The organism is Moorena sp. SIO2C4 (assembly GCF_010672485.1).
Lineage (GTDB): Bacteria > Cyanobacteriota > Cyanobacteriia > Cyanobacteriales > Coleofasciculaceae > Moorena > Moorena producens.
Window position 1 is genome coordinate 1 of sequence record NZ_JAAHGN010000083.1, and the last position, 12,682, is coordinate 12,682.

At 43.0% G+C, this 12,682-nt stretch carries 12 protein-coding genes and 1 pseudogene; 6 read left to right on the forward strand and 7 right to left on the reverse strand.

Annotated features, from left to right (window positions below; all coding sequences use genetic code 11):
* From F6K20_RS07095 to F6K20_RS07105, 3 genes are all read left to right on the forward strand, one after another.
* Positions 1-2,674: WD40 domain-containing protein (locus F6K20_RS07095; protein WP_502708819.1), on the forward strand; the 2,674-nt coding region annotated here is incomplete at its 5' end.
* A gap of 467 nt (positions 2,675-3,141) precedes the next feature.
* Entirely contained in the window at positions 3,142-4,437 is a 1,296-nt protein-coding gene (ctpC, locus tag F6K20_RS07100) for a carboxyl-terminal processing protease CtpC (RefSeq protein ID WP_008186509.1), read from the forward strand.
* A gap of 687 nt (positions 4,438-5,124) precedes the next feature.
* Positions 5,125-5,832 carry a hypothetical protein gene (locus F6K20_RS07105; protein WP_008186510.1) on the forward strand — a complete coding sequence of 236 codons (708 nt, stop codon included), beginning with the start codon at positions 5,125-5,127 and terminating at the stop codon, positions 5,830-5,832.
* Positions 5,833-5,991: 159 nt separating this feature from the next.
* Here F6K20_RS07105 and F6K20_RS07110 read toward each other — a convergent pair.
* Positions 5,992-6,219 (reverse strand): annotated as a pseudogene (locus F6K20_RS07110) (class I fructose-bisphosphate aldolase); the annotation flags it as partial.
* 301 nt (positions 6,220-6,520) lie between these two features.
* Between F6K20_RS07110 and isiD the strand changes: the two are divergent.
* The 3 genes from isiD (at position 6,521) to F6K20_RS07125 (ending at position 8,752) form a co-directional block, all read left to right on the forward strand.
* Complete coding sequence (isiD, locus tag F6K20_RS07115; RefSeq protein WP_008186512.1) at positions 6,521-6,733, forward strand: protein IsiD; 213 nt, start codon at positions 6,521-6,523, stop codon at positions 6,731-6,733.
* Positions 6,730-7,974, forward strand: coding sequence for a bifunctional phosphopantothenoylcysteine decarboxylase/phosphopantothenate--cysteine ligase CoaBC (gene coaBC / locus F6K20_RS07120; RefSeq protein WP_008186514.1), 1,245 nt, complete (start codon positions 6,730-6,732; stop codon positions 7,972-7,974). The genes isiD and coaBC overlap by 4 nt, the downstream gene beginning before the upstream one ends.
* A 379-nt stretch (positions 7,975-8,353) precedes the next feature.
* Entirely contained in the window at positions 8,354-8,752 is a 399-nt protein-coding gene (locus tag F6K20_RS07125) for a hypothetical protein (RefSeq protein WP_008186515.1), read from the forward strand.
* Positions 8,753-9,173: 421 nt separating this feature from the next.
* Here F6K20_RS07125 and arsC read toward each other — a convergent pair whose 3' ends face one another.
* The 6 genes from arsC to purQ all read right to left on the reverse strand — a co-directional run bounded on the left by arsC (position 9,174) and on the right by purQ (position 12,606).
* Positions 9,174-9,569 (reverse strand): arsenate reductase, glutathione/glutaredoxin type, encoded by a 396-nt coding sequence (arsC, locus tag F6K20_RS07130; RefSeq protein ID WP_008186517.1) that lies wholly within the window; start codon positions 9,567-9,569, stop codon positions 9,174-9,176.
* A 60-nt stretch (positions 9,570-9,629) separates the two neighbouring features.
* The gene (locus F6K20_RS07135) at positions 9,630-10,346 is read right to left on the reverse strand and encodes an MIP/aquaporin family protein (protein ID WP_287294239.1); all 717 of its coding nucleotides are present in this window, start codon (positions 10,344-10,346) and stop codon (positions 9,630-9,632) included.
* 16 nt (positions 10,347-10,362) lie between these two features.
* Complete coding sequence (locus F6K20_RS07140; protein ID WP_287294241.1) at positions 10,363-10,818, reverse strand: ArsI/CadI family heavy metal resistance metalloenzyme; 456 nt, start codon at positions 10,816-10,818, stop codon at positions 10,363-10,365.
* A 150-nt stretch (positions 10,819-10,968) separates the two neighbouring features.
* Complete coding sequence (locus F6K20_RS07145; RefSeq protein ID WP_008186524.1) at positions 10,969-11,295, reverse strand: ArsR/SmtB family transcription factor; 327 nt, start codon at positions 11,293-11,295, stop codon at positions 10,969-10,971.
* A 14-nt stretch (positions 11,296-11,309) separates the two neighbouring features.
* Positions 11,310-11,612: an MSMEG_0570 family nitrogen starvation response protein gene (locus tag F6K20_RS07150; protein WP_008186527.1), complete on the reverse strand. Its 303-nt coding sequence runs from the start codon at positions 11,610-11,612 to the stop codon at positions 11,310-11,312.
* Between the two features lie 298 nt (positions 11,613-11,910).
* On the reverse strand, positions 11,911-12,606 hold the full coding sequence (gene purQ / locus F6K20_RS07155) for a phosphoribosylformylglycinamidine synthase subunit PurQ (RefSeq protein ID WP_008186529.1): 696 nt from the start codon (positions 12,604-12,606) through the stop codon (positions 11,911-11,913).
* Positions 12,607-12,682: the final 76 nt, after the last annotated feature.

Consider the following 12,682-nt stretch of genomic DNA (forward strand, 5'->3'; position numbering starts at 1 on the left):
GCGCTTAATTGAGTTACAAGTCGTGGGTGCTCAGCTACAAGCGGAAAAAATTACTACCCTTCCAGGATACCGAGCTTTGGGAGATGACCCCAAGACAGTTCTAGTAGAGCGATCGCTTTCCCAAATTATCTATGATTGTGGGCCAGAGAATGAAGATGCCGTCTGGGAGGTTTTATTCTCCTTAACCGATCAACGAGGTACCCGTCCCTTAAAAACCCAAGCTGAGTTAGCAGTCTCCAATGGTAACAACGCCACACTAACTCAAATCCCCTTGATTTTGGAAATTTTGGTAGGTTCTGGTTTAGTCTTCCGAGTGCCAGAAACACCACAAAACCGATATCAGCTAATTCATGATTATCTAGTTCTACCGATTCGTCAAAAATATAAGCAACGTACCCAATCTAATATTAAAGTACGGCTAAAACAAAGTGAGAGTCAACTGTTGCGGGTTCGTAAACAACGATTGCGTGCCATTGCCATTAGCACAGTGATGGCAGTTTTAGCAGTGACCAATGGTGGGTTGAGATGGCGAGCCGAAGCTCAACGAATCAATGCTATGCTTAGTGCGCTGAGTGCCTCTTCAGAAGCTCTTTTCGTGTCCAATAAAACCTTTGATGCTTTGCTCGAAGGGTTAAGAGCCGCAAAAAAACTACAGCAGGAAGAGCAGCAATATCTACCATCTCGAACAGTAGAGGCAGATACCCGTCTACAAGTAATCACAGCTCTGTCCCAGGCAGTTTATTCAGTTTCCGAACACAATCGACTGGAAGGACATAGTGATATTGTTTCGAGCATCAGTTTTTCCCCAGATGGTCAGTTTATTGCCTCCACCAGCCGCGATAAAACGGTAAAACTGTGGCATCCTGATGGCAAGTTAATCCAAACAATTGAAGGTCATCAAGATAGTGTAACCAGCGTATCGTTTAGTGCAGATAGTCAGTTAATTGCCTCTAGTAGCTGGGATGGCACAGTCAGACTATGGCGTCAAACTGGGGAGCTAGTCAGAACAATTACCACTGATGCTGGTCATATATACAGTGTCAGTTTTAGTCAAGATGGCCAGATGATTGCTGCAGCTGGCAAAGATAAGAAAATTCGATTATGGACCGTTGATGGCCAATTAATTAAAACCTTTTCCGGTCACCGGGGTGTAGTGCGGTCGGTAAGCTTTAGTAGAGATGGCAAGATCATTGCTTCTGCTAGTGCGGATAACACCATTAAGCTGTGGAGTCAATCGGGAACATTGCTAAATACTCTTAGAGGACATAGCGCTCAGGTTAACTGTGTAGTATTTAGTCCAGATAGTCAGTTAATTGCCTCCGCTAGCGACGATCAAACGGTCAGGTTGTGGAGTACCAATGGCAAACTAATCAAAACCTTTCCCAAGCATCAGCGATGGGTCCTAGGTGTTGCTTTCAGTGCTGATGGTCAGCTGATTGCCTCTGCCAGTGATGATAATACCGTGCGGCTATGGAACCGTGAAGGCACTTTAATAAACACCTTTAAGGGACACAGCGATGGGGTTAGTGCTGTCAGTTTCAGTCCTACTGAGCCCTTTAGTTCTCAAGACAACCTAGCCCACAGCAATTCTCATATCCCTCTACAACCATCCAACCCTCAAACTGACCAACTGATTCTGGCTTCAGCCAGCCACGATAAAACTATCAAGCTCTGGAGTAGTATTAATCAGTCTCACGTGATTTTAAGAGGGCATCAAGATGATGTACAGGATGTAACCTTTTCTCCAGACTCTCAACAGATTGCCACAGCTAGTAATGACAGAACTGTTAAGCTTTGGGATCGCAACGGTAAGCTGCTCCAAACCTTGACAGGGCATCATGATCTGGTCTATAGCATTAGTTTGAGTGCTGATGGTGAGCTAATTGCCTCCGGTAGTCGAGATGGCACCGTGAAACTCTGGCATCGTAGCGGTACTTTGATTAAGACAATAAAAGCACATCAGGACTGGGTATTGAATGTTAGTTTTAGTCCTGACTCGAAGCGGCTCGCGTCTGCCAGTCGGGACAGGACAGTCAAAATTTGGGATCGCACTGGTAAATTGATTCATACCCTCAGTGGTCATAGTGAGCGGGTTAATGCAGTTAAGTTTAGCCAGGATAGTAAGCGATTGGCATCGGCCAGTGATGATAAAACTGTAAAGCTGTGGAGTGCTGATGGGAAACTCCTGAAAACACTACCAGGTCATCGCAATTGGGTTTTGGATGTCAGCTTCTCACCTGACAACAAGTTCTTGGCAACCGCTAGTTATGATAACACACTGAAACTCTGGCGCAAAGATGGCACTTTACAATCAACCCTCAAAGGCCATACTGATAGTGTGGCAAAAGTCCGTTTTAGCCCCAAGGGCAAAATTTTGGCAACCAGCAGCTGGGACAACCAGGTTCAGCTATGGCGCTTCGACGACACCCTGATCAAAACGTTGAAAGCTGGTGAGCATCGCGTCACAAATCTTAGCTGGAGCCATGATGGAACAGCCTTGGCAGTGGCTAGTGAAGATGGGACAGTGGCCATTTGGAATTTGAATTTAGACGATCTGCTAGATAAAAGCTGCCACTGGCTAAGAAATTATCTCCAAAACAACCCAGAGGTCAGAGAAAGCGATCGCCAACTTTGTCAGCTGATGACAAACAGCTATATAAAATCGAATAATTAGTAGGTTCGAAGCGGTAATGTTAGACTGGGAAATGGTGAATAGGTAATCATTGAACAACTAACGATGAAAACCAATGACCACAATAATTTTCCGGAGGGGAAGTTGGGTGGGAGGAAAATTAATAATATGGGACTGATACCCCCAGCTTCCTTATCCTTAGTCAGGATAGGTTATTTCTTGAAATCCTAGCTAGATGGGATTATGGTGGTGTGGTGTGGTGGTATGATGGCCTGATTAGCTAATGAGGTTAGTATGGATAAATAATATCCTCACGACCCTAATCAACAACACAGATGACCCCTAAAAGGCTATAGCCATAGGGGTATCTTAAAAGGGTTAGACTACCCAAAATTGAACAAGGGGGTGTCAGTCTCAGATTGATTTGCATAGGAGCTGTCTGGCATCCCCGTTCGTTAGATTTAACTTAGCTCCTTTGCATTAGTTTCCCGACCTTAAGCGAAAGGATTATGGTAATTACAAAACGTGGCCTGGTTCTTGGTGCGACAGCAGTAGTCCTAACAACTGTAGCAGTTACAGGAGCTGGTCTTCATCTATCTCAAAGTCAGGCTTTCTTTCGCGAGAGTCCTAAGGAGCTAGTTGATGAAGTTTGGCAAATTATTAACCGCAGGTATGTAGATGCTACCTTCAACCAGGTTGATTGGGAAGAAGTTCGCCAAGATTATCTGAATCGGTCTTACAGCAGCAAGGAACAAGCCTACAAGGCAATCCGGGAAATGCTAGAGCCCTTGGACGATCCTTACACCCGGTTTATGGATCCCGAAGAGTTCAAGAATATGCAGATTGATACATCTGGGGAATTAACTGGTGTAGGTATTCAGATTGCCCTGGATGAGGAAACAAAAAAGTTGATGGTGATTTCCCCCATTGAAGATACCCCAGCTTTTAAAGCGGGAATCCTGGCGAAGGATATCATTATCAAAATTGATGGCAAGAGTACCGAAGGTATGGATGTCAACGATGCAGTACAACTGATCCGAGGCAAGCCAGGGACTTCCGTGACTTTGACCATTCAGCGAGGCCAAAAGGTAGTAGACTATCCGATCACACGAGCTAGGATTGAAATCCACCCTGTAAAGTATAGCTATCGGGAAACTTCAGATGGTTATGGCATCGGCTACATTCGCCTTTCTCAATTTAGTGCTAACGCGGCCAAGGAGATGGGGGAAGCAATCCGAAAGTTAGAAGATCAGAACGTTAGTGGCTATGTTTTAGATCTCCGCTCTAACCCTGGGGGGCTACTTTATGCCAGCATTGAAATTGCTCGGATGTGGTTTGATTCTGGTACGATTGTGTCAACAGTTAATCGAATCGGCAAAGCCGAATACCAGAAAGCAATTAATCGCTCTCTGACTAATAAACCATTAGTGGTACTGGTGGATGGTGGTTCAGCCAGTGCTAGCGAAATTCTTTCGGGTGCTTTACAAGACAATCAACGTGCCATATTGGTAGGAACTAAGACTTTTGGTAAGGGCCTAGTCCAATCCGTCCGAGGGCTTGGAGATGGCTCAGGTCTGGCAGTAACTATTGCTAAGTACCTTACCCCTAGTGGTCGCGATATTAATAAGTCTGGAATTGAACCAGATATTGTGTTTGAGCTTTCGGATGAACAGCGTAAAGACTTGCAGAAAAATCGTGACAAAGTTGGCACCTTGGAAGATGCTCAGTATGCCAAAGCGTTTCAGATTTTGATGCAGGAAATTGCTGCCAAACAAGGCTCAAGGGCAGAAGGTAAAGCTCGTTAAGCCTTAAACCTTTCACTGATTGAGAGTGGGTCGAGTGTGGCAAGAGATGGGAGATTTTATGTTACCAATTCTCCCAACTACTTCTAATTGGTAATTGGTAATTGCTAATTAGTAATTGGTAATTAGTAATTGGTAATTGGCAAACACACTACGGTTATAAATTAAGATATTTTACTGATCCGAGATTCCTTGTTCCCCTTTCCCTTTCAAGGAAAGTATGATGTCGTAAGTTTATGTCTTAGTGTTATATTTGGTAAGTTATCGGGCTTTCCAAGTAGTGTATTCTGAGAAAAATTTTTGCTATTCCAGACTTAGTATACATTGAGTCAGCATTGTTTTGATGGAGCGGTCTTGTTGATAATTGAGACCGTTTTTTTTGTACCACAAGTCAGAATAATTACCAAATCATGAGGATCCTAGCCCGGTTCGTCGTCAGATCAATTTCCTTACTGAGCAAAAAGTAGAGACGTAGTATGCTAAATCTCTACTGGTCTGAAACTTTACTGAATCTTTATCAAAAGCAAACTGATTTGGTATTAATCTATGTAATTAACGTGAGTTAGTAAAAATGCCTAATTCCGTAAAGAAATAGGGGGTTAAGTAGATTCATGTCATTTAACCTCATAGTATTTTTTGATATCAAAAATCTACCACTTAATTAACCAGCATATGACTACCTCAAAGTCGATGAAAGAAAAATCAGTCCCTTTCATTCGAGCAGCAGTTGTTGTTTTAGGAACCTCAGTTGCTTTACAAGCCACTGCTTTAGAACCGGTGAGTGCAGCGACTTTTTCTGTAGGAAATAGCACTGGTGGTTTATTTGTAGCCGACTTTTTCCCACCAGGAGAAATCATAGATTTGCCATTTCCGGGTCAAAGTTTTACGCCCAATGTACCAGGTGATGCGGGGAGTGGCACAGCTCCCACATCCGGTTCGGTTTTGTTAAACTCATTTACCCTAGGCACTCAAAATTCGGGTATTGCCTATGTCTTTGACTCGCGATTCACAGGTATTCCTGCTGATTTATCCAGTCAAACGGTAGGAGTAAATGGTTTATTGGGGAGTAGTACCTCAGTCAGTAACGGTACATATAAATTTGCTGAAAATGGGCTCAAACTGGCTGACGTATCAGCAGAATACTTTGTTTATATAGATACCCGAGTAAACTTTGAGTTGGCCCAAGGAAACCCCTATACTGGTGGGACTGGGTTTGCTGCTGAAGACCCGATTAATCGTGATCCAACCTACATACTGGGGAGCGAAGCAGGGTTGGATGACCCGGATTTAGTGTTTTTTGCTAATTTGACCACTGTACCAGAACCTGTTTCAGGGCTGGGATTATTGGCCTTAGGTGCTTTAGGTACTGGTTTAACCCTTAAGAAAAAGCTAGTTTAGTTTGCCTCACAATCTAATTAGCTACAATAATTAGTCATACAAACCCCACTTGCTTCTGTTGTGGGGTTTGTTGTAAGCATTCAGCCCTCAGCTAATTGGCTACAGATGGTGCTACTTGAGGTGCTATCACCCATCTGAGCCTACTGATCAAAGAGGCTAGACTATCAATGAACCAACGATCAGCAGTAGTCCAGTTGAATAAAACTGCTGGAGACTGCGGAGCACTTGGCAATAGCGATCGCTATTTCCAAAAATCCGTGCCACCCAATCAGGGCCAGGGAGATGCAATAACTCTTTCCTCAGCTTTGCCTTGTAACTAAGCAGGCTTTCGGCTTCATCACCCAACCAGGATTCAATCGATTGGGATGTGGTAAGGGTAGCAGTCATAACCATAAGAGTTCATAGAAAAGTCACTCTACTTTTATTTTGACAATTTCTGATTGGGAAAGGGGCTTTAATAATAACTAATAATAACTGACTACTTACAGCTAGTTTTTGGATAATTTGTATTTCTATGGTAAGCCTCCATACAAATGACCCCTAAAAACTGATAAAAAATTTACGAATACTTCACCCTAAAGCTGGTATTATCTATACTCAGTTGTGTAACTAAATAGGGATAATATAAGTAAAGTTGTCGAAGAAGTACAACTGTTAACAAAAAAGCTAACCAAGAGAGGCGTGAGTGATGGCAACTACGACCATTTCCCAACGTGACCTTAACGCTCTCAGTGCAGAGGACGTTGCCAAGTTGGCTGCACGTCTAGAGCTGGATGATTACTCTAGCGCATTTGAAGGACTCAAAGATTGGCATCTGCTGCGGGCACTGGCGTTTCAGCGTCCAGAGTTAGCAGAACCCTATATCTACTTACTGGACATAGAAGCTTACGACGAGGCGTGAATAAGGGTAGAAAAGTTTTAATTGGTGTATGTGGGGGCATCGCTGCCTATAAAGTTTGTGAGGTTGTTTCTACCCTATTTAAGGCGGTCACTGAAGTAAGGGTAATTCTAACCCAGGGAGCTGAAAAATTTATCACTCCTTTGACTCTAAGTACCCTCTCTCGCCATCCAGCTTATACAGACAACGTATTCTGGCAAGCAAAGCACGAACGCCCGGTGCATATTGAATTAGGGGAATGGGCAGAAGTATTGGTGATTGCTCCTCTGACCGCTAATACCTTAGGTAAGTTGGCTTATGGCTTAGCAGATAACTTACTAACCAATACGGTTCTAGCGTCTAGTTGCCCTATTTTGTTGGCACCAGCGATGAATACAGATATGTGGAAGCAGCAGTCAGTGCAACGAAATTGGCAACAGCTGTTAAGTGACCCCAGGTATCATAGTGTTGGTCCAACAGCAGGACGGTTAGCATGCGATCGCATTGGTGCAGGACGGATGGCAGAACCAGAGGAGATAATCGCCTCTATCCAATCCCTGCTGTACACTGGTGGCAAACGAGACTTAACCGGTAAACAAGTCTTAATCAGTACTGGTGGCACTCGGGAATATATAGATCCAGTACGCTTTATCGGGAATCCCGCCACAGGCAAGATGGGACTAGCCCTAGCCCAAGCTGCCAGAAATCGGGGAGCAGTTGTCACCCTAGTTCATGGACCGGCTACTTGGGAAGCACCGATGGGTATCCGGACAGTTCCAGTAGTTAGTGCTACTGAGATGCATCGGGCAATGCTAGCAGATTTTCCCAATGCTGATTTGATTGTGATGGCAGCAGCGGTAGCAGATGTAACCCCCGGAATCTACCAGGATATGAAGATACCGAAGCATGGACTTCCTGCTGCTCTACCCCTAAAACCGGTGCCAGATATCCTAGCTGAATTGGGACGACTGAAACAGCCCCATCAGTACTTAGTTGGATTTGCAGCACAGACTGGAGATATTATCAAACCTGCGTTACAAAAATTAAACAAAAAGCGATTGGATGCAATTGTAGCTAACCCAGTTGACAAACCAAACGCTGGTTTTGGCAGTGATACCAACCAGGCAATTTTGATTGATAAAACAGGACGGCATCAACAGATTAATCGCTGCACTAAATTAGAGTTAGCTCACCGTTTATTTTATTTTATCCAAAACAGTCCCGAGGACAATAGTAATGTAAAGTATCAAATAATTACTAGATAACTAGTATTACTATAAGTAGTCGGACACAAGTTTTGGGCTCTTTGTAAAGTTTTGTAAGCACAGCCAAAACGCTTCAGGGTAAGCGCAAGAAAAAATTGCCCATAATGTGCATTGGCTGGATATCGGTTGAGCGTGGCTCGAAACCCCTATAATCTGGTAGAACTTTATTCTCAATAGAGTTGGCTTGTTGATAATAATGCCCTTTTTTTCTCAATAAGCTACAGCTTATTGATTCTTGCGCTTACCCTGCCAAAACGCTTGTGGCACAATAATAAATAATAATTAGCCTTGTTGTTACATTTATTAATACAGAACTGTTAGTGATCTACTTTAAACTAGTAGATATAATAATTCCAATCAAAAATAGACTTTTTGTATTATGTCTACACGTTTATCTACTACTCTTATAATTCCACTTATTGCCTCGGGACTATTAACGGCATTCCTTCCTAGAGCAGCTAGGGCAGAAAGACCTACCTGGGGTACTGGTTCTGGTTGGTCAGCTGTTAGCACAACTAGCCGGACAGCTTGTGAATTAAAAGCACTCGAAAAATTCAAAAAGTACGAAGCTGCAGGAAAGTTACAAAACGGAACTGTAAGACGTTTGCGAATGTCTGGTGTAGAAGGTCGAATGCAGGGTAAAGATGCAATGTTCGTTTTACTTTGTGCCCCTGATGGAGATGCTGTCTATGTATTCGACGTTTGTCCTGTGAGTGTTTGTAGAGAAAGTTCAGTAATTAATTTGCGTAATGAATTGGGTCAAACGATGGTTTGGTAATAACGCCCAAGAACATTTGTGTTGGCTTACGCTATCGCGATGCTGTTGGCGAAATATAACTTCACACGCTGAAACCCTTGTGATTTAGCGATCACTCATCAAACCATTATGTAGTTTTGTTAAGCGAATAACAGCATAATAATGCTTTCAGAAAGCGCGGTTTTATACACACTATGTTCGGTAGAGTCCCTTTTTTTTGAGTTATGACCCGATTTTGAAAACATCGGGCATAACTCAAAAAATTGGACGGAATTGACCGGTGATATCGTCTTATAGATAAGGATACTAAAGACAGAACATAAAATTTTTTCCAAAGTCCAATCAACTGTAAATCAATAGCAATCCTAAATCAATTGAGAGAATGTTTGTTCCCTGTTCCCTACTCCCTGCTCCGAAGTCCCTGTTCCCTTTGCTAAACTAATTAGCTCAATGTTTCCACTAACTTAGCTACTCGTTCTTTAATTTCATCTCGGACACGGCGAAACGTCTCTAGTAGTTGCCCATCAGGATCATCAAGCTGCCAATCTTCAAACACATCTCGTAATACCCAGGCTTCTGGTAAATTAACACCACAGCCGCACAAGGAAATTACAGCATCATAGTCTTCAGCCTTGAAATCCTTTAAAGGATTAGACGTCTGGTCTCTAATATCTATATTAATTTCATCCATTACTTGAATTGCTGTAGGATGAACTCGGCTTGCTTCTAGTCCAGAACTAGTAACAGAAATCTTTCCTTCTCCTAAGGTTCTAGCAAACCCCTCCGCCATTTGAGAGCGGCAGGAATTTCTTTTACAAACAAACATGATTTGTTTCATAGTAATTTGTTAGTTTTTAGTTGTTAGTTTTTAGTTGTTAATTTTTAGCTAGCTATGGTTTTATTGAATATCCCTAAATCCATGGGAAAGTTGCCGATAGGCAATCACGGCTAATTGCGCTCCTACAATTGGGGCAACCCAATAAATCCATTGATGTTGCCAAATCCCAGCTACTAGGGCTGGCCCCAATGAACGGGCTGGATTCATGCTGGCACCGGTAATTGGTCCGAAGCAAGCGGCTTCTAATGCTACGGTTAAGCCAATAGCCAAACCAGCAAAGCCAATGGGAGCACGGCGGTCGAGACCAGAGCCTAAGATCACAAACATTAAGATAAACGTGAGTACTACTTCCAGGACTAAGGATTGAAACCAGTTCCCTTGTAGAGGCAGAGTTGCGCCAAGATCAGCAACATACCCCAGTGTCAACAACAGTAATGTTGAAGCAGCGATCGCACCAATACATTGAGCCAGGATATAAGGTAACACTTTGCGAGCGGGAAAAAAGCCACTAGCCCAGAAAGCAAGAGTCACAGCTGGGTTAATATGGGCATCGCTAATATGTCCTGTGGCATAGATTAAAGCAGCGACCACTGCTCCAAAAACAAAACTGACGCCCAGATGAGTTAAGGCTCCACTAGTGATGTGATTAACCATGACAGCACCAGTGCCAAAAAAGACTAAGATAAATGTAGCCATGCCTTCAGTTACTGCCTCTCGCCAGCAATGGGATATTAAGGGCCCGAGAGTTTGTTTGGGTATCAGTTTGCGGATTCTCATTTAATGGTGATCTAATTTATCCACAGCAGGAGGATGTCACAGTATTGGATTCCTGCTGAGAATTGTCGGTAATCTTGAGATTCATCTCGGGTGAAGTATCTTCGACGTTCACCACAAATACTTCCCAGCGGTTACCATCTGGGTCACTTATCCAAACTTTATCCTGGATGGCATAGCAACAGTGAGTGTTCTTTTCCTCTAACACCTCTAGTCCTGCAGCTTGAAAACGCTTGATCTGAGCTTGTACGTCTTCTGTCGTTTCAACCTGTATACCTAGATGAGATAATGTCCCACCAGAGTGCATGTTGGGGTTGAGTTCTAGGGTGAGATTGAGGGGCGGATTTGCCAAATCAAATTTGGCGTAGTCAGCTTTGTATTTAACTGGAGATACACCAAACATTGCCTGGTAAAAGGTGACAGATTTGTGAAGGTCAGTGACATTCAGGGAGACATGAGTTTTGAGAGTAGCCATGAAGAACCCTCCTGTTTTACTAATTAGTTAATCCTAATATATCAAAAAAAATTGATTTATTGCTTAAACAATAGTTAAGCCATCGGCTGAATTGGCTAATGGTATTGGGCTAATGGTATTAGGTACATCAAAAGCAGTCTAGACCCTAAGCTAGTCTGAGCAACAACTACGGGTAGGTACCATCACAGCTGTGCGACGAAATTCTGCCAAATATTGCTCTAAAACCACAAACTGGGGCAAATTCAGGCTGTAGTACATCCACCTTCCCTGTTGGCGGGGGCGAATCAGACCAGCTTGTTTAAGGGTTTTCAGGTGAAATGATAGTTTTGATTGCTGGACATTTAAGCGATCGCATAAATCACAAACACACAACTCTTGCGATCTCAGTAGCTCAATCACTGCCAGGCGCAGGGGATCGGAAAGAGCATGGAAGCCAGCGAGGATAGTAGTGGAGTCTGGAGCAGAAGTGGCTTGCATCAATTTTTATTGAATTATTCTGTGGGTTGGACATCGATAAATTTAAGTAATCGCACTTTTGGTTCAGATAGATTACTATACTTCTTAGCTGTGTCTTCTATTTGCTTCAGTTGTCCTAGTGCTTTGCTACAAGAGAAACCAAATTGAGCTTTGACGCGATCACTACCATCGTTAAGCGCAGTTCGAGATAGTGCCACAAATTCCGACAGAGAATAGTCTTGCTCAGCATTAAAATATTTCTTGACTACTAGAGAAGGAGAATAGCAAAGTTCCTGATAACCATCAGGCCATTCAATCTGGAAGTGAGTTTCAGGCATCTTCTTATCTGATCGGATTTTATATTTTAGACTTGGAATTTTTTATTTAATTAATTATAACGATAAACTTGAACAAAGACTTGCCGTCCAGTCAAGGGCTAACCTCTGCTTCCTTTTGCTTTTAAAAATACCCTTTCCCGCATTTACAGCGACCAATTTCAAAAATACTAAACTGAAGTTTCTGGCAATATTTCTCAGTCAACCAGATCCGGTATAATTGGAATCTGTGGCACACATATAACGTTTAGGCGACCCATGTAGCGGTCGCGGTTATCGGTAATTTGTGGTATTGAAAACACTAGCAATTGTTAAAAGTCTTTAACAAACTCTGAAACAATCTCATCCCATCGATATTGCCTAACATCGGATCAGCTGCTCGTTCTGGATGGGGCATCATACCCAAAATTTTGCCAGTGGTATCACAAATTCCGGCAATGTTATTTAGGGAACCATTGGGATTACCTATTGTCTCTATCTCTCCTGAAACAGTAGCGTAACGAAACAATACTTGACCATTGTCTTCGAGAGCTTTGAGAGTTTCAGCATCAGCGTAGTAGCGCCCTTCACCATGGGCAATAGGTAGACTTATAATTTCTCCTGGGTGATAAGCTGTAGTCCAATATAAATCATTGCGCTCTACTTTAACTGGAACGCGATCGCAAATAAAATGTAAGTCCCGATTTCTGACTAATGCCCCTGGTAACATCCCCATTTCGGTCAGCATCTGGAAGCCATTACAAATGCCCAAGACAAATTTACCCTGTTTAGCATGGTCTACCACCATTGGCATCACTGGAGAAAACTGAGCAATTGCGCCACAGCGCAGGTAATCCCCATAGCTAAAGCCCCCAGGGAGTACCACCACATCTAAGTCAGAAATATCGGTTTCTTGATGCCAAACCATCCTGGTTGGACATTGGAGTAAGCTAGTTGTAACATAGGCCATATCGCGATCGCAGTTTGACCCAGGAAAGACCACCACCCCAAATTTCATGCTTCCACTCCTAGTTGTGCTGACATCTCAACCAATTCAAAGCGATAATTTTCAATAACTGGGTTGGCTAAGAGCT